Source organism: Amycolatopsis plumensis (assembly GCF_042652605.1).
Taxonomy (GTDB): domain Bacteria; phylum Actinomycetota; class Actinomycetes; order Mycobacteriales; family Pseudonocardiaceae; genus Amycolatopsis; species Amycolatopsis plumensis.
Map to the genome: position 1 here is coordinate 6,272,424 of NZ_JBHSJY010000001.1, position 15,026 is coordinate 6,287,449.

At 72.7% G+C, this 15,026-nt stretch carries 19 protein-coding genes; 12 read left to right on the top strand and 7 right to left on the bottom strand.

The genetic code is table 11. From position 1 onward, the window contains the following. Window positions 1-14: 14 nt before the first annotated feature. Entirely contained in the window at window positions 15-230 is a 216-nt protein-coding gene (locus ACFPLC_RS30600) for an antitoxin (protein ID WP_446681628.1), read from the top strand. 1 nt (window position 231) lies between these two features. On the opposite strand, the gene recQ is transcribed toward ACFPLC_RS30600, so the two are convergent. Continuing rightward, on the bottom strand, window positions 232-2,067 hold the full coding sequence (gene recQ, locus ACFPLC_RS30605) for a DNA helicase RecQ (RefSeq protein ID WP_378189673.1): 1,836 nt from the start codon (window positions 2,065-2,067) through the stop codon (window positions 232-234). Window positions 2,068-2,126: 59 nt separating this feature from the next. On the opposite strand from recQ, the gene ACFPLC_RS30610 reads away from it, so the two are divergent. Then, entirely contained in the window at window positions 2,127-2,564 is a 438-nt protein-coding gene (locus ACFPLC_RS30610) for a DUF6314 family protein (RefSeq protein ID WP_378235975.1), read from the top strand. On the opposite strand, the gene ACFPLC_RS30615 is transcribed toward ACFPLC_RS30610, so the two are convergent. Next, window positions 2,561-3,304 carry an SDR family oxidoreductase gene (locus ACFPLC_RS30615; RefSeq protein WP_378189669.1) on the bottom strand — a complete coding sequence of 248 codons (744 nt, stop codon included), beginning with the start codon at window positions 3,302-3,304 and terminating at the stop codon, window positions 2,561-2,563. The genes ACFPLC_RS30610 and ACFPLC_RS30615 overlap by 4 nt on opposite strands. Window positions 3,305-3,545: 241 nt before the next feature. Between ACFPLC_RS30615 and ACFPLC_RS30620 the strand changes: the two genes are divergently transcribed. The 3 genes from ACFPLC_RS30620 to ACFPLC_RS30630 all read left to right on the top strand — a co-directional run bounded on the left by ACFPLC_RS30620 (window position 3,546) and on the right by ACFPLC_RS30630 (window position 5,432). Then, complete coding sequence (locus tag ACFPLC_RS30620; protein ID WP_378189667.1) at window positions 3,546-4,247, top strand: hypothetical protein; 702 nt, start codon at window positions 3,546-3,548, stop codon at window positions 4,245-4,247. A gap of 2 nt (window positions 4,248-4,249) precedes the next feature. Beyond that, a complete protein-coding gene (locus ACFPLC_RS30625) occupies window positions 4,250-4,843 on the top strand; it encodes a hypothetical protein (RefSeq protein WP_378189665.1) in 594 nt (197 codons plus the stop codon). A gap of 73 nt (window positions 4,844-4,916) precedes the next feature. Next, window positions 4,917-5,432 (top strand): mycothiol transferase, encoded by a 516-nt coding sequence (locus ACFPLC_RS30630; RefSeq protein WP_378189663.1) that lies wholly within the window; start codon window positions 4,917-4,919, stop codon window positions 5,430-5,432. Here ACFPLC_RS30630 and soxR read toward each other — a convergent pair. Then, the gene (gene soxR / locus ACFPLC_RS30635; protein WP_378189661.1) at window positions 5,420-5,890 is read right to left on the bottom strand and encodes a redox-sensitive transcriptional activator SoxR; all 471 of its coding nucleotides are present in this window, start codon (window positions 5,888-5,890) and stop codon (window positions 5,420-5,422) included. The genes ACFPLC_RS30630 and soxR overlap by 13 nt on opposite strands. 98 nt (window positions 5,891-5,988) lie before the next feature. On the opposite strand from soxR, the gene ACFPLC_RS30640 reads away from it, so the two are divergent. Beyond that, the gene (locus ACFPLC_RS30640) at window positions 5,989-6,579 is read left to right on the top strand and encodes an NADPH-dependent FMN reductase (RefSeq protein ID WP_378189660.1); all 591 of its coding nucleotides are present in this window, start codon (window positions 5,989-5,991) and stop codon (window positions 6,577-6,579) included. A gap of 30 nt (window positions 6,580-6,609) precedes the next feature. Here the strand turns inward: ACFPLC_RS30640 and ACFPLC_RS30645 are convergent, their stop codons facing one another. From ACFPLC_RS30645 to ACFPLC_RS30655, 3 genes are read right to left on the bottom strand one after another with little or no spacing between them, the layout of a single operon-like run. Continuing rightward, window positions 6,610-7,098 (bottom strand): hypothetical protein, encoded by a 489-nt coding sequence (locus tag ACFPLC_RS30645; RefSeq protein WP_378235976.1) that lies wholly within the window; start codon window positions 7,096-7,098, stop codon window positions 6,610-6,612. Further along, on the bottom strand, window positions 7,092-8,501 hold the full coding sequence (locus tag ACFPLC_RS30650) for an ATP-binding protein (protein WP_378189656.1): 1,410 nt from the start codon (window positions 8,499-8,501) through the stop codon (window positions 7,092-7,094). Before ACFPLC_RS30650 ends, ACFPLC_RS30645 begins: the two co-directional genes overlap by 7 nt. Continuing rightward, window positions 8,498-9,187, bottom strand: coding sequence for a response regulator (locus ACFPLC_RS30655; RefSeq protein ID WP_378189654.1), 690 nt, complete (start codon window positions 9,185-9,187; stop codon window positions 8,498-8,500). Before ACFPLC_RS30655 ends, ACFPLC_RS30650 begins: the two co-directional genes overlap by 4 nt. A gap of 116 nt (window positions 9,188-9,303) precedes the next feature. Here ACFPLC_RS30655 and ACFPLC_RS30660 point away from each other — a divergent pair, with 116 nt between their 5' ends. From ACFPLC_RS30660 to ACFPLC_RS30670, 3 genes are all read left to right on the top strand, one after another. Next, window positions 9,304-10,200, top strand: coding sequence for a phosphatase PAP2 family protein (locus tag ACFPLC_RS30660; RefSeq protein ID WP_446681631.1), 897 nt, complete (start codon window positions 9,304-9,306; stop codon window positions 10,198-10,200). A 126-nt stretch (window positions 10,201-10,326) separates the two neighbouring features. Beyond that, a complete protein-coding gene (locus tag ACFPLC_RS30665; protein ID WP_378189650.1) occupies window positions 10,327-11,706 on the top strand; it encodes a pyridoxal phosphate-dependent decarboxylase family protein in 1,380 nt (459 codons plus the stop codon). A 20-nt stretch (window positions 11,707-11,726) separates the two neighbouring features. After that, window positions 11,727-12,587, top strand: a complete 861-nt coding sequence (locus tag ACFPLC_RS30670) for an alpha/beta fold hydrolase (RefSeq protein WP_378235977.1) — start codon at window positions 11,727-11,729, stop codon at window positions 12,585-12,587. Here the strand turns inward: ACFPLC_RS30670 and ACFPLC_RS30675 are convergent. Then, window positions 12,561-13,565 (bottom strand): pirin family protein, encoded by a 1,005-nt coding sequence (locus ACFPLC_RS30675; protein ID WP_378189646.1) that lies wholly within the window; start codon window positions 13,563-13,565, stop codon window positions 12,561-12,563. The two genes, ACFPLC_RS30670 and ACFPLC_RS30675, sit on opposite strands and share 27 nt — an antisense overlap. Here ACFPLC_RS30675 and ACFPLC_RS30680 point away from each other — a divergent pair. The 3 genes from ACFPLC_RS30680 to ACFPLC_RS30690 all read left to right on the top strand — a co-directional run bounded on the left by ACFPLC_RS30680 (window position 13,555) and on the right by ACFPLC_RS30690 (window position 14,949). Then, a complete protein-coding gene (locus ACFPLC_RS30680; RefSeq protein WP_378235978.1) occupies window positions 13,555-13,716 on the top strand; it encodes a hypothetical protein in 162 nt (53 codons plus the stop codon). The two genes, ACFPLC_RS30675 and ACFPLC_RS30680, sit on opposite strands and share 11 nt — an antisense overlap. Window positions 13,717-14,055: 339 nt before the next feature. Beyond that, window positions 14,056-14,490 carry a single-stranded DNA-binding protein gene (locus ACFPLC_RS30685; protein WP_378189643.1) on the top strand — a complete coding sequence of 145 codons (435 nt, stop codon included), beginning with the start codon at window positions 14,056-14,058 and terminating at the stop codon, window positions 14,488-14,490. A gap of 168 nt (window positions 14,491-14,658) precedes the next feature. Then, window positions 14,659-14,949: a hypothetical protein gene (locus tag ACFPLC_RS30690; RefSeq protein WP_378189641.1), complete on the top strand. Its 291-nt coding sequence runs from the start codon at window positions 14,659-14,661 to the stop codon at window positions 14,947-14,949. The last annotated feature ends 77 nt before the right edge of the window (window positions 14,950-15,026 follow it).

A 15,026-nucleotide genomic window follows, 5' to 3' on the forward strand; every position in this document is an offset into this window, starting at 1 on the left:
CCACCGTGCCTCTGATGAAGAAGCTGACCATGCTGGCCGGCGCTGCCGCTTCGGCTCGTGCCTACGCCAAGAAGAACCCCGAGAAGGTGAACCAGGTCGTCGGAAAGGCCGCGAAGTTCGTCGACGACAAGACCAAGGGCAAGTACCACCACCAGATCGCCGGCGCGGTCCGCAAGGTCAACTCGGTGACCGGGCAGCCGGGCCGCCCCGGCCCCGCCACCGGCCGGTAGGTCACTCGGCGGTCAGCACCTCCAGGAGCCCCTCGCCGTACTTGGCGAGCTTGTTCTCGCCCACGCCGCTGACCGTGCCCAGCTCCGCCAGCGACGCCGGCCGTTGCGCGGCGACCTGGCGCAGGGTCGCGTCGTGGAAGACGACGTAGGCGGGCACGCCCTGTTCCTTCGCGACACCGGCGCGCCAGGCCCGCAGGCGTTCGAACAGCGGGGCCGCCTCCGCGGGCATGTCCACCGCGGCGGCGGCCTTCCGCGTGCTGCGGACCTTCGCGGCGGCGGCCCGCTCTGGCTCGCGGCGCAGCAGCACCTGGCGACCGCCGCTCAGCACCTCCGCGCTCGATTCGGTGAGCACGAGCGAGCCGTAGTCGCCTTCGACGGCGAGCAGGCCCTGGGCGAGCAGCTGCCGCACCACCGCCCGCCACTCGGGCTCGCGCAGCTCGGTGCCGATGCCGAACGTCTTGAGCGTGTCGTGCTGGAACTGCGTGACCTTGGGCGTGGACTTGCCGAGCAGGATGTCGATGATCTGGCCGGCACCGAACTTCTGGCGTCGCTCGTTGCGCAGCCGCACCACGGTCGACAACAGCTTCTGCGCCGGGATCGTGCCGTCCCACTTCTCCGGCGGGTTCAGGCACGTGTCGCAGTTGCCGCACGGCCCGGCCGCCTGCCCGAAGTAGTTGAGGATCTGCACGCGGCGGCACTCGACCGTTTCGCACAAGGCGAGCATCGCGTTCAGGTGCGCGCCCAGCCGCCGCCGGTGCGCCTCGTCGCCTTCGGACGTATCGATCATCTTGCGCTGCTGCACGACGTCCTGCAGCCCGTACGCCAGCCAAGCGGTGGACGGCAGGCCGTCCCGGCCCGCGCGGCCGGTTTCCTGGTAGTAGCCCTCGACCGACTTCGGCAGGTCGAGGTGGGCGACGAACCGGACGTCCGGTTTGTCGATGCCCATCCCGAACGCGATCGTCGCGACGACGATCAGCCCGTCCTCGCGGAGGAACCGCGACTGGTGCTTCGCGCGGGTGCGCGCGTCGAGCCCCGCGTGGTAGGGCACCGCCGGAATCCCGTTCTGCACCAGGAACTCCGCGGTCTTCTCCACCGAGTTCCGGGACAGGCAGTAGACGATTCCCGCGTCACCGGCGTGTTCGGTGCGCAGCAGCTCCAGCAGCTGCCGCTGCGGCGAGTTCTTGCCGACGATCCGGTACTGGATGTTCGGCCGGTCGAAACTCGCGACGAAGTGCCGGGCTTCGTCGAGCCGCAACCGCGCGGAGATCTCCTTGTGCGTGGCCTCGGTCGCGGTGGCGGTCAGCGCGATCCGCGGCACGTCCGGCCACCGCTCGTGCAGGGCCGACAGCTGGAGGTAGTCGGGCCGGAAGTCGTGGCCCCACTGGGCGACGCAGTGCGCCTCGTCGATCGCGAACAGCGAGATCTTGCCGCGGTCGAGCAGCCGCACGGTGGATTCGACCGAAAGCCGTTCCGGTGCCAGGTAGAGCAGGTCGAGCTCGCCGTTCAGGAACGCCGACTCCACCTCCTGCCGCGCCGCGTAGTCCTGGGTGGAGTTGAGGAAACCGGCGCGGACGCCGGCGTTCCGCAGCGCGTCGACCTGGTCCTGCATCAGCGCGATCAGCGGCGAGACGACCACCCCGACCCCGGGCCGCACGAGCGCGGGAATCTGGTAGCACAACGACTTCCCGCCGCCGGTGGGCATCAGCACGAGCGCGTCGCCGCCGGCGATCACGTGCTCGACGATCGCCGCCTGGTCGCCGCGGAAGCTGTCGTAGCCGAAGACGCGCCGGAGGGTCTCCAGCGCTTCGGACGCGGGTGCGAGGTCGGTCTCTGCCACCCGCCCGACTATAGAGCGGGGGTCCGACAGTTCCGGCCCGCCCCGCCGCGGGTGGCAGAATGGGCCGGGTGCAGTACTGGCCCGTTTCCGACCTCGCCGCGTATTTCGGCGGCACGTGGCGGCTCGACCGGGAAATCCGCACCGCGGACGGCGAGCCCGCGGGCGAGGTGACCGGGGAAGCCACCTTCACCGAGACCGGCGGTGTCCTCGTCTACCACGAGGAGGGCGAGCTGCGGCTCGGCGGCCACGTCGGACCGGTCACCCGGACCCTGCACTACCGCCCGGCCGGCCCCGGCCGCGCGTCGGTCCACTTCGACCACGGCGGCTTCTTCCACGACCTCGACCTGCGCGAAGGCCACTGGACGGCGGACCACCCCTGCCGGGCCGACCTGTACCGCGGCGAGTACCGCGTGACCGGCGCCGCGCGGTGGCGGCAGGAGTGGGCGGTGCGCGGGCCGGCGAAGGACCACGTGATCGTCAGCCGGTTCAGCCGTTAGACGATGCCGCCGTTGGCGCGCAGCACCTGGCCGTTCACCCAGCGCGCCGGGCCGGCGAGGAACGAGACGACCTCGGCGATGTCCTCCGGCTGCCCGAGCCGCTCCAGCGGCGGCTGCTTGGCCATCCGCTCGATCGTCTCCTCGTCCTTGCCGTCGAGGAAGAGCGCGGTCGCGGTCGGGCCGGGCGCGACGGTGTTCACGGTGATGTCGCGGCCGCGCAGTTCGCGGGCCAGGATCATGGTGATCGCCTCGACCGCGCCCTTCGTCGCGTTGTAGATGCCGTAGCCGGGCAGATTCAGCCCGAGCACCGACGTCGAGGTGGTGATCACCGCGCCGCCGTCGCGCACCCGGCGCGCGGCCTGCTGGGCCACCGCGAACGTGCCGCGGATGTTGGTGCGGTGCACGCGGTCGAGGACGTCGAAGTCGGTGTCGGCGATCGGGGTCGGCGGGTTCATCACGCCGGCCAGGTGGGCGACGACGTCCACGCCGCCGTACGTGCGTTCCGCCGTGTCGAACAGCTCCGCGACCGCGGCCGGGTCGGCCACGTCGGCGCGGACCGCGATCGCCCGGCCACCCCGCGCGGTGATGGCGTCGACGGCGGCCGCGGCCTCCGTCTCGTTGCCGGCGTAGTTGACGACGACCGCCATGCCGTCGGCGGCGAGACGCTCGGCGACCTGGCGGCCGATGCCGCGCGAGCCGCCGGTGACGATCGCGACCCGGGTTTCGGTGGGCGTGCTCATCGGTTCCTTCTTCCGGTTCGTTCCTTGGTCTGTTAACAACGATACTACTACTGCGATAACGATGCTAGCCATGCAGTGTCATCGGCGTCACCTCCCCGTCGCGGGGCGGGGGCATCCGGCCGTATCCACGCCGCCGGACGGCCGAATCCCGAGGTCAGGCGCTCCCTTCCCGTTTTCGGCCGAGGTAATCCGGGCACACCGTTCGCATCGGGGGCTTGACATCCTTGAAGGAGTTTGAGCGATGCCCACATGGCTGATCGTCTTGATCGTCGTCGTGGCCGTCGCGGTGCTCGGCGCCGTGATCTGGCTGGTGACGCAGGAGATGCAACGAAAACGGCTGCAGCAGCGGTTCGGTCCGGAATACGACCGCACGGTCGCGGAGAAGGACAGCCCCCGTGCCGCGCAGCGCGAGCTCGCCGAGCGGGAACGCCGGCACAAGGAGCTCGACATCCGGCCGCTTTCGGCGTCGGCGCGCGAGCGCTACACCCGGGAATGGGCCCAGGTGCAGGAAAAGTTCGTCGACCAGCCGTCCGCCGCGGTCGGGGAGGCCGAGCAGCTGCTGAACTCGCTGATGGCCGAGCGCGGGTACCCGACCGAGGGCTACGAGCAGCAGGTGGCCGACCTTTCCGTGCGGCACGCGAAGACCCTCGAGCACTACCGGGCCGCGCACACCACGCAGCAGAAGCGCGACGGTGCGTCCACTGAGGACCTGCGGGACGCGATGGTGCGCTACCGCACCGTGTTCGAGGACCTGCTGACCGACGGTGCCGACGACGACCGGCACGACCACGACCACCACGAGCGCCGGAACGGTCACGACCACGACCGCACCGAGCGACGGGACACCGACCGGAACGAGACCGACCGGCACGAGACCGACCGTCACGTGACCGAGCGCCAGGCGTCCGCGAGCCCGCGGACCGAGTCGAATGGAGGACGTTGACCATGACCGATCACCTGACGCGGCACGACGCCGAGGACGACCGGGACCTGACCGGGCGTGAGGACGTCCGCGAAACCGGGGACTACCGGGACGACAGCACCGCCGGTGTTCCCGGCCAGGACCGGGCCGGCTTCCACGAGCCGGGCACGGCCGGCGACGACCAGAACCTGAGCACCGCCGACCTGGCCTCCGCCGGGCACCACGACACCACTGCTCCCGAGGAATCGGGCGGCGACGTGGAAGCGCCCGCCGAATCCGGTGGCGACGTCGAGACGCCGGCCGCATCGGGTGGGGACGTCGAGACGCCCGCCGCGTCGGACGAGGTGGAGACGCCGGCGCTGATCGACGAGGAGAAGGTCACCGGGTTCCGCGACCGCTGGCAGAACGTCCAGACCGGCTTCGTAGACGACCCGAAGCAGGCGGTCCAGCAGGCCGACGAGCTCGTCGCCGCCGTGATCAGCGCGCTGGCCACCACCTTCGCCGAGCACAAGAGCGAGCTGGAATCCCAGTGGCAGCAGGGCGAACCGGCCACCGAGGAGCTGCGGATCGCGCTGCGCCGCTACCGCTCGTTCTTCGACCAGCTGCTGCCGCGGTAGCGGATCCCGGTTGCCGGCGGGCATGATCGGGTAGCACGCCGGGAAACGCGTCGGCAACGGGAGGCAGCCGGAAATGAATGTGGCCGAATTGCTCGTCGAGGGGTTCAGCCGGGTCCAGGGCACGGTGCGCACGGCGGTGGAGGGGCTCACCGCGGAGCAGCTCGGGACCCGGCCGGACGACGGGGCCAACTCGATCGCCTGGCTGGTGTGGCACCTGACGCGGGTCCAGGACGACCACGTCGCCGACGTGGCCGGGACCGAGCAGGTGTGGACCGGCCAGGACTGGCTGACCCGGTTCGGCCTCCCGTTCCCGGCCGGTGACACCGGCTACGGCCACCGCCCGGCCGACGTGGAAGCGGTCCGGGTCGACGACCCGGCCCTGCTCACCGGCTACTACGACGCGGTGCACGAGCAGACCGTCCGGTACCTCGAGGGGCTCGGCGAGAAGGACCTCGACCGGATCGTCGACGAGGCCTGGGACCCGCCGGTGACCCTGGGCGTGCGCCTGATCAGCGTCCTCGACGACGACATCCAGCACGCCGGGCAGGCGATGTACCTGCGCGGCCTGCTGGAGCGTCAGTCCTCGTAGCCGCCCCCGCGGTGGTCGGCGAGGCGCCGCGGCCCCGGGCCGTCGGCGCCGAGCCGGTCGCCGGGGTTGGCCAGCCGGCACTTGGCCAGTGACATGCAGCCGCAGCCGATGCAGTCGTCGAGCTGGTCGCGCAGCTGTTCCATCTGCCGGATCCGCGCGTTCAGGTCGTCCTGCCAGCAACGGGAGATCCGCGCCCAGTCGGCGCGGGTGGGCGTGCGGTCGTCGGAGAGCAGGCCCAGCACCTCCCGGATCTTCGACAGCGGCATCCCGACCCGCTGGGACATCCGGATGAACGTCACCCGCCGCAGCGTGTCGCGGCGGTAGCGCCGCTGGTTGCCCGCGGTACGGCGGCTGTGGATGAGGCCTTCGTCCTCGTAGAAGCGCAAGGCCGACGCGGGGACTCCGCTGCGCCGGGAGAGTTCGCCGACCGTCAGGTCGGGGAGGGTGGCGTTCACCATGGCGCCCAGCCAACCACAGCGGCACACTTGACTTCAAGGGAACTTGAAGTTCCACCCTTGGTGCGAGAGCAACAATGCCTGCGTGTCAAGGAGGAAGTGTGCCGGAAGCGCCGATCCGGGTCGCGGTGATCGTCGGAAGTGTCCGGGAAGGACGGTTCGGGCCGGTGGTGGCGGACTGGCTCGCGGGGGTCGCGGACGCGCACGGCGGCTTCGAAGCCGACGTCGTCGACCTCGCCGAGCCCGACCTCCCGCTCGCCATGCCGGCCTTCGGTGCCGCGCCGTCCGCGGCGGTCGTCGCCGAGATCGCGAAGGTGGCTCCGCGGCTCGAAGCCGCTGACGCCTTCGTCGTGGTCACCCCGGAGTACAACCACAGCTACCCCGCTTCGCTCAAGAACGCCATCGACTGGCACCGGGCCGAGTGGCGGGCCAAGCCGGTCGCCTTCGTCTCCTACGGCGGGATCTCGGGCGGGCTGCGCGCGGTCGAGCACCTGCGTGCGGTCTTCGCGGAGCTCCACGCGGTGACCATCCGCGAGACCGTCAGCTTCCACGGCGCCCAGGCGCGGTTCGGGGCCGACGGCGTGCCGCACGACGCCGCCGCGGGGGTCGCGGCGAAGGCGCTGCTCGACCAGCTGGGCTGGTGGGCCCGGTCGCTGGCCGAGGCCAGGGCGGCGCGGCCCTACCCCGGCTGAGGCGGCAAGCCGTCATGTCGACATCGGCGCTCAGGCCTGGCACGTCTGGTACGGCAGCCGCTCGTCCGGGCCGGCGAGGGCGACGGTGCGGTCGATGACCCACTGGTCTTGGGTGGCCAGCGCCGCGAACGCGGTGCAGACCAGCTGGTTGACCCCGGCCCCGGTGAGCGGCCGCAGCGGGAACGGGACGGTGATCGTCGTCGGCGGGCCGGGGCTCAGGGAGATCGTGCCGGTGAGACGGGGGAGGGCCGTCGTGTACCCGTTCTCCCGCTCGCCGGGGGACGGCCCGTCGAGCAGCATGGTCAGCGCGGAGTCGACGCCCACCACCCCGGAGGACGGCCGCACCACCGGGATCACCCGGTCGGCGAGGACGAAGTAGAGGACGAGGTCGGTGCCGCGGCCCCCGGCCGCCGGACTCCGCAGGGTCGGTGCCGGGCCGGCCGGGACCACCGGCGTCGGCTGGATCCCGCACGCGCTCACCAGCAGCAGCACCGCGAGGACGGCGAGTTTCTTCACCACGCCTCCCGGGGCAGGCGGAGCTCGAACCGGGCGCCGGTGCCGGTGTTCGCCGCGACGATGTCACCGCCGTGCAGCCGCGCGTTCTCCCGGGCGATGGACAGCCCGAGGCCGCTGCCCTCCGACCGGGCGCGGGCGGTATCGGCCTTGGTGAAGCGGTCGAAGACCTTCGGCAGCACGTCGGCGGGGATCCCCGGTCCGTGGTCGGTGACGGTGAGCACGACGTCACCGCCCTCCGCCCGCAGCACCACCTCGACCGGCGGCGCCCCGTGCCGCAGCGCGTTGCCGACCAGGTTCGCGACGACGATGTCGAGCCGCCGCCGGTCGAGCCGCGCGGTGATCCCGGCCGGGAGGTCGGCGGCCAGGGCGGTCCCGGGTTCCCAGCCGCGGGCGGCGAGGGTGCCGGTGATCGCCTCGGCCACGTCGAGTTCCTCGCGGCGCAGTTCGGCCCGGCCGGCGTCGAACCGGGAGATCTCGATCAGGTCCTGCACCAGCCGGGTGAGCCGCCGCGTTTCGGCCGACACCAGCCGCGCCGCGACCGCGGTGTCCGGTGGCAGCTGCTCGGCGTCCTCGTCGAGCACGTCGGTGACCGCGTTCATCGCCGCGAGCGGGGTGCGCAGCTCGTGGGAGACGTCGGCGACGAACCGCCGCGCGTCGGCCTCCATCGCCCGCAGCGTCCCGACCGTGCGCTCCAGTTCGGCGGCGGTGTGGTTGAACGTCGTGACCAGCTGCGCGAGCTCGTCGGACCCCTTCGCGCGCAGCCGCACGTCCAGCCGCCCGCGGCCGAGCTGGCTCGCCGCGGTGTTCAGCGCGCGCACCGGCCGCAGCACCTGCCGCGCGGCGAGCAGCGCGACCCCGACCGCGAAGGGCAGGGCCAGCGCCGAGAACAAGATGGCGTAGCGGGCCAGCTCGTCGATCGCCTCCTGCTGATCGGTCAACCGCGTCATCGCGTAGACCTGGAGGCCGCTCGGCTTGCCGTTGCCGGTCTGCACCGGCACGCCGACGAAGAACAGCGGGTAGCCGGCGACGTCGACGCGCTGGAACTGGATGTTGGTGGTGGTGGCCACGGCGTGGCGCAGGTCGCCCGGCACGTCGTCGATCGACAGGCCCGAGGTCGCCTGCAGGTCCTGGTAGACGACCAGGGCGTTGCTGGACTTGAGCGTCGCCGCGAAGCCGTCGAGCGTGGCCTGGGTCGGCGGCAGCGACACGGTCGGCAGGTACGCGGCGACCTGGTCCCGCAGCTTCAGCATCGTCTGGTCCTGGACGCCTTCCAGGATGGCCCGGCGCGCGAAGACGTAGCTGACGCCCGCCGCGGTGGTGGCGCCGAGGATCATGATCACCGCGAAGGCGGCCACCAGCCGGGGCCGCAGCCCGGCGAGCCAGGACCGGATCCGCGGTGCCGTCACGATCGGCCGAACCGGTAACCGAACCCCCGGACCGTCTGCACGTACTCGGGCTTCGCCGGTACGTCCTCGATCTTCGCGCGCAGCCGCTGCACGCAGGCGTCGACGAGCCGGGAGTCCCCGAGGTAGTCGTGGTCCCAGACGGCGGACAGGATCTGCTGGCGGCTGTACACCCGTCCGGGGGTGCGCGAGAGCTCCAGCAGCAGCTTGAGCTCGGTCGGGGTCAGCGACACCGGCGTGCCGTGCTTGGTCACCTCGAGCGCGGCCCGGTCGATGAGGAGGTCGCCGTGCCGTTCCCCGGGCGCGGCCGGACCGCTCGGCCGCTCGGCGGCCGACCGGCGCAGGACCGCCCGGATCCGCGCGTCCAGCACCCGCGGCTCGACCGGCTTGGCGACGTAGTCGTCGGCGCCCGCTTCGAGGCCGGCCACGACGTCGAAATCGTCGCTGCGCGCGGTGAGCATGATGATCGGGACCGGGCCGGACGCCCGCATCCGGCGGCAGGTCTCGAAGCCGTCCATGCCGGGCAGCATCAGGTCGAGCACGACGATGTCGGGCCGGTGGTGCACGAGCACCTCGATGCCGAGCTCGCCCGATTCCGCGGTGCGCACCACGTGTCCCTGCCTGCGCAGGGCCAGCTGCAGGCCTTCCCGCACCGCCGCGTCGTCCTCCACCACCAGTACCTCGGCCACGGCGCCATTATTCGGAAAAGCGCACGTCATGGCGACCCGGGCGGATCTTGTAGCAAAACCATGACATCGCGCTGACGGGATCCCGAAAAGCGCGTTCCAGACTCGGGGACATGGCAGTGATCCTCACCGACGCCCCGTCCGCGACCCGCCCGCCCGGCCCCGCGCTCGTGACCCGGGCCGCGTCCCGCACGGCGGTCCTCCTCGCGGGCGCGGCCGGGTTCACCCTCGCGTTCGTCGCGGCCTACCTGCTCTTCGTCCGCACGGAGGCCGGCCGCGGTGTCGAGAACGGCGTCGTCCGCAGCGCCCAGTCCGCGGTGACCACAGTGGACTGGGCCGACCCGCTGCGGCAGGCCGACCTGGTCGTCCTGCTCGGCGGGGTGGCGGTGCTGATCGTGGCGATCTCCGTGGTGCGGCGGCGGGTGGCCCTCGGCGTCATGGCCCTGGTGCTGCTGGCCGCACCGCTCGTGGTGGCGCAGCTGCTCAAGCTGTACGTCCTGGACCGCCCGAGCACCGGCGACCGCTTCGGCGTGGCGAGCCACAACAGCTTCCCGAGCGGGCACGTCAGCGCGGCGATGGCCGTGCTCGTGGCGCTGGCGATCGTCCTGCCCCGCCGGTTCCGGCTGCCGGCCCTGCTGACGGGCGCGTTCGGCGTCGCCTGGGTCTCGGCGGCGGCGGTGGCCCTGGGCTGGCACCGGTTGAGCGACACCGTCGGCGGCTGCTTGCTGGTCGCCGCGGTCACCTGCGCCGGGGCGGCGGTGGTGTCCGCCCGCCGCCCCGACGGTGACCGGGTCCCGCTCGTGCCGGTGCTGACCGGCTTCCTGGCCCCGTCGGCCCTGGTACTGGCGAGCTACGCGGTCCTGGCGACGGCGACCTCGGGAGCGGCCCAGTTCGTGGCGGCCCTGGTGCTGGCGGCGCTGTCGTCGATGGCGGTGGTGCTGCTGCTGACGGGCCCGCTGCGCCGGGTGGCCTTCGACCCGGCCGAGACCCGCGTCCGCCGCCTCCGCCGCCGCTGATGCCCCTTCCATCACGCGTGATGCCCCTCCAATTACGTGTGAAGCCCCTCCGAGCACGCCCGAGCGGGCCAGTTTCGGCGGATTGGCCCGCGACACCGGGGCAGCACCGCGCCTAGCGTCGGGAAGATGGACCCGAGGCTCGCCGATGACCTGCACGCCCTGCCCGATCTCCTCGACGCCGCAAGCAAACTCGCGGCGGCGGCACTCGCCGGGCTGGACGGGCGGGCGGCCGCCGTCCCGCCCGTGGCCGTCGAACCGGCGCCCTTGCCGCTCGAAGGCGCCGGTGCGCGCGGTGCCCTGGACGAGTTCACGCGACGCTGGGAACCGGGCTTCGCCGCGAGCGCCGGCCCGCGGTACCTCGGTTTCGTCACCGGCGGCGCCACTCCGGCCGCGCTGGCCGGCGACTGGCTCACCGCGGCCTACGACCAGAATCCCGCGAGCGGCATGGACTCCTCGGCGCAGGACTTGGAACGCGAGACGGTCGGCTGGCTGGCCGGCCTGTTCGGCCTCGGCCCGGAGTTCTCCGGCGCGTTCGTCACCGGCGCCACGATGTCCACGGTGACCGGCCTGGCCATCGCCCGCGAGTGGCTCGGCGAACGGGCCGGGGTGACCGTCTCCACCGAAGGCGCCGCGGCGCTCGGTCCCGTCACCGTGCTGTCCGGTTCGCCGCATTCGAGCGTCCTGAAGGCGTTGTCGTTCCTCGGGATGGGCCGTTCCTCGCTGCGGAAGGTGCCGGTGCTCCCGGGCCGTGAAGCCGTCGACGTCGCGAAGCTCGCCGAAGCGCTCGAGACGCTCGACGGCCCGGCCGTCGTCGTCGCGAACGCGGGGACGGTCAACACCGTCGACTTCGACGACCTGCGGGCGATCGCGGAACTCAAGCAGCGGTACGACTTCTGGCTGCACGTCGACGCCGCGTTCGGCGGGTTCGCCGCGCTGGCCCCGGAGCACGCGGCGCTCACCGCCGGTCTCGACCGGGCCGATTCGGTGGTCGTCGACCTGCACAAGTGGCTCAACGTGCCCTACGACTCGGCCGTCCAGTTCACCCGCCGCCGCGACCTGCAGCTGCGCGTGTTCGGCAACAACGCGGCCTACCTCGGCGAAATCGGCGAAACACCGGACTTCCTGCACCTGACGCCGGAGAACTCCCGGCGGTTGCGCGCCCTCCCCGCCTGGTTCTCGCTCGTGGCGTACGGCCGCGCCGGACACCGCGAGATCGTCGAACGCTGCGTCGCGCTGGCCCGGGACCTGGGCGCGCGGATCGACGGCTCGCCGCGCTGGCACCTGCTCGCGCCGGTCCGGCTGAACGTCGTCTGCTTCACCCCGGCCGGGGAGGTCACGCAGAACCGGATCGACACGCTCGTGCGCGCCATCGCCGACGACGGGACGACGTTCCTGACGCCGACGGTGTACGACGGCCGTCCGGCGTTGCGCGCCGCCTTCAGCAACTGGCGGACGACCGTGGCCGACGTCGAGCGGGTCTTCGCGGTGCTGGAGGGGCTGGGCTAGCTTGTCCACCGGCTCGGGGAATGCCAGGGTCGGGTGTGCCGATCTTCTCCGCGCCGGACGGAACCGCGCTCGCCGTCCACCTCTCGGGTTCCGGAGCCGAACCGCCGGTGGTGTGCCTGCCTGGCGGCCCGATGCGCGCCGGGCGGTACCTCGGCGACCTCGGCGGCCTGACCACCCGGCGCCGCACCGCCGTGCTGGACCTGCGGGGCACCGGGGACTCCGAGGAGCCCGCCGACCCCGCCACCTACCGGTGTGACCGGCAGGTCGAGGACGTCGAGGCCCTGCGCAAGCACCTCGGCCTCGAGCGCTTCGACCTCCTCGGGCACTCGGCGGGGGCGAGCCTGGCCGTGCGTTACGCGGCCCGGTACCCGCAGCGGCTGAGCCGGCTCGCGCTGATCGCGCCGAGCCCGCGGGCCGTCGGCTTCGACGTCCCGCCTGCCGAACGGCGGCGGATCATGGCCCGGCGGGCCGGCGCTCCCTGGTACGCCGCCGCGGCCGCCGCCTACGAGTCGATCGCCGCGAAGACGGCGACTAGCGCCGACTGGGCCGCCCTCGCCCCGTTCTACTACGGCCGCTGGGACGCGGCGGCCCGGCAGCACCAGTCCGGGGAACGCGGCCTGCGCAACGGCGCGGCCGCCCGGATCTACAACACCACCGGCGCCTTCGAGCCCGAAACGACCCGCGCCGCGCTCGGCGCCGTCACCGCTCCGGTGCTGGTGCTCGCCGGCGAACTGGACTGGATCGCGAGCCCGGCCGTCGCGGACCGGTTCGCCGCGCTGTTCGCGGACGGCCGCGCCGTCGTCCTGCCCGGCGCCGCGCACTACCCGTGGCTGGACGACGCGGCCGCCTTCGTCTCAGCCGTGGGCGGTTTCCTGGCCTGAGCCGGGGTTGCGGCGCGGCTTGATGCGGACGGCGGGCAGCGCGGGGGCCGGCAGCCGCTCACCGGGATAGCCGGTGACCTCGCCGAACTGGTCCGACCCGGCTTGCCAGGCTTCGCGGTACTCGGCGATCTCTTCGTGGGTGCGGCCGACGAAGTTCCACCACATCAAGATCTCTTCGTCGAACGGGGTGCCGCCCAGCAGCAGGAACCGGGCCGGTCCGGTGCCGCGGTTGCTCAGGGTCAGCGAGCGCACTCCGGTGCCGACGTAGCCCAGTTCCGCCGCGCGGACGCGGGTGCCGGCCACGACGACGTCGCCGGTGTCGACGAGGACGCCGTGCTCGAACCGGGGGTCGACGCCGAGGGACATGTGGGCGTCCGGCCCCAGCACGACTTCGGCGCCCAGCAGCGGCGTGAACGTCGGGATCGGCGACGTCCGGCCGGCGAGCGAGCCGAGGAACACCCGGATTTCCGCGCCTTCGATCCGGTTCACCGAAGGGACGTAGTGGTCGAACGCCCGCGCGGTGTGCCGGTGCCGTTCGGGCAGCGCCACCCAGAGCTGGACGCCGTGCAGCGTCGTCGTGGCGGCGGTGGAGACCTCGGAGTGGCAGATGCCGTGCCCGCCGGTCATCAGGTTCAGCTCGCCGGGGCGGACCATGGCGTGCGTGCCGAGGCTGTCGCGGTGTTCGATCTCGCCGGCGAACAGCCAGCTGACGGTCTGCAGCCCGGTGTGCGGATGCGGGGCGACGTCCATCGCCCCCGGCCCGGCGACGTCGTCGGGGCCGTAGTGGTCGGCGAAGCACCAGGCGCCGATCAGCGACCGCGACCGCTGCGGGAGGGTCCGCCGCACCCGCATCGCCCGCGGGCCCCCGAGCGGCACCTCCCGCGGCGTGAGGACCTCGACGGCCGGCCGATCGGGATCGGCGGCCGCGGGCCGGTCGCCACAGGCGAGTTCGGCCGGGGTGGCCTCGGTGTTGCTCATACCGGCCACGGTAGTCGCGACGGCGGCCGGGGCGGCGGTGGGCGGCGTCACGGCCACGAACCCGGCGGCTGTGGCGCCGGTTCGCTCGGGCGTGCAGCTGATCTGCCCGGCCGGTGTGGATCCCGCCGCGCAAGTCCACCCATCCGAGTGAGATCCGCGGCGGTGTGGACCGCCGCGACAACCGCCTCCCGAGGCGCAGCCTGGTCCTCGCACGCGGCCCCGAGCGCTGCCACCGCCGCCCCCTGCTCCCGCGCACGTCCGCCCAGCGTGTGGTCCCTTTCCCGCACCGATCGCATGGCTCCTCGATCGCGCTCGCGAAGAGGTCGGCCAGGTCCGCCGGCCGGTGGGCGAACTCCTTCTGAACCGCCGTCGGCATGGCGGCAGGAAACCAGCCCGTCCGGGGGGTCGGCATCCGGGAATTGTCGGACCCCCGTGCTCTCCTCGTCGGCAAGAGCGGTGCACCCCGCACCCGGAAGACAAGGAGAGACCGATGGCAGGCGAAACGACGGTCACGGTGGTCGGCAACCTGACGAGCGACCCCGATCTGCGCTTCACCCCGGCCGGCTCGGCGGTCGCGAACTTCACCGTCGCGAGCACCCCGCGCATGTTCGACCGGCAGTCCGGCGCCTGGCGCGACGGCGACCCGCTGTTCCTGCGCTGCAGCCTGTGGCGGGAGTACGCGGAAAACGCCGCCGAGTCGCTCGTGCGCGGCAGCCGGGTGATCGTCCACGGCCGCCTGAGACAGCGGTCGTACGACACGAAGGAGGGCGAGAAGCGCACAGTCATGGAGCTCGACGTCGAGGAGATCGGGCCGGCCCTGCGGTACGCCACGGCGAAGGTCACCAAGATCAACCGCGTCACGGGCGGCGAAGGGAGCAGTTCCTGGACACCGGAACCGGTCGCGGTGGGCGACCCGCCCTTCTGACCCCATCCGGGCCGTCCCGGCCTCCGAACGCCCGTTGACGGGGCCTCGACCCGTGCTGGATCGCCTGCGGTGACGATGAGGGGACGCTCCGGCCGGACCTGCTGTCGAAATCCCGCCCCCCGATTCGACGCAGGAGCAGAGGCCGAACCACGAGCGGGAGGGACCGACATGAACGGGAACGACGAGACCGGCTCACCGGCGGCGCACCCCGTGGTCAACCACCGGGTGCGGGCGATGCTCCGAGCGGTCGGCGCGGGCCGCGGCCAGGTCTCCTGCAGCAGCGAACCGGACCTGTTCATCGACGGCCTGTCGTGCGGCGACCAGTTCGCGGCCCACACCCTGGCCCACCAGGGCCTGGTCCGCGGGGCCCGCCCGGGCAACCCCGGCGAGCTGGTCCCGGCGGTCCTGACCCCGGAGGGCCAGGCCCTCCTCGGCCCCGAGCAGAGATCGGTCGCCTGACCCGGCGGCCGGCGGATGTTTGACAACTCAACAGTGAACGGCCTTGGAACCCTTGCGGCCGCGGGAAATACCCCGAA

What these genes read in the sequence shown, in the direction of transcription:
- ACFPLC_RS30665 (WP_378189650.1), top strand. Translation starts at nt 10,327, where the DNA reads ATGGACCCGAGGCTCGCCGATGACCTGCACGCCCTGCCCGATCTCCTC.
- ACFPLC_RS30625 (WP_378189665.1), top strand. Translation starts at nt 4,250, where the DNA reads ATGACCGATCACCTGACGCGGCACGACGCCGAGGACGACCGGGACCTG.
- ACFPLC_RS30610 (WP_378235975.1), top strand. Translation starts at nt 2,127, where the DNA reads ATGGGCCGGGTGCAGTACTGGCCCGTTTCCGACCTCGCCGCGTATTTC.
- ACFPLC_RS30670 (WP_378235977.1), top strand. Translation starts at nt 11,727, where the DNA reads ATGCCAGGGTCGGGTGTGCCGATCTTCTCCGCGCCGGACGGAACCGCG.
- ACFPLC_RS30685 (WP_378189643.1), top strand. Translation starts at nt 14,056, where the DNA reads ATGGCAGGCGAAACGACGGTCACGGTGGTCGGCAACCTGACGAGCGAC.
- ACFPLC_RS30690 (WP_378189641.1), top strand. Translation starts at nt 14,659, where the DNA reads ATGAACGGGAACGACGAGACCGGCTCACCGGCGGCGCACCCCGTGGTC.
- ACFPLC_RS30620 (WP_378189667.1), top strand. Translation starts at nt 3,546, where the DNA reads ATGCCCACATGGCTGATCGTCTTGATCGTCGTCGTGGCCGTCGCGGTG.
- ACFPLC_RS30675 (WP_378189646.1), bottom strand. Translation starts at nt 13,565, where the DNA reads ATGAGCAACACCGAGGCCACCCCGGCCGAACTCGCCTGTGGCGACCGG.
- ACFPLC_RS30630 (WP_378189663.1), top strand. Translation starts at nt 4,917, where the DNA reads ATGAATGTGGCCGAATTGCTCGTCGAGGGGTTCAGCCGGGTCCAGGGC.
- ACFPLC_RS30600 (WP_446681628.1), top strand. Translation starts at nt 15, where the DNA reads ATGAAGAAGCTGACCATGCTGGCCGGCGCTGCCGCTTCGGCTCGTGCC.
- ACFPLC_RS30615 (WP_378189669.1), bottom strand. Translation starts at nt 3,304, where the DNA reads ATGAGCACGCCCACCGAAACCCGGGTCGCGATCGTCACCGGCGGCTCG.
- soxR (WP_378189661.1), bottom strand. Translation starts at nt 5,890, where the DNA reads ATGGTGAACGCCACCCTCCCCGACCTGACGGTCGGCGAACTCTCCCGG.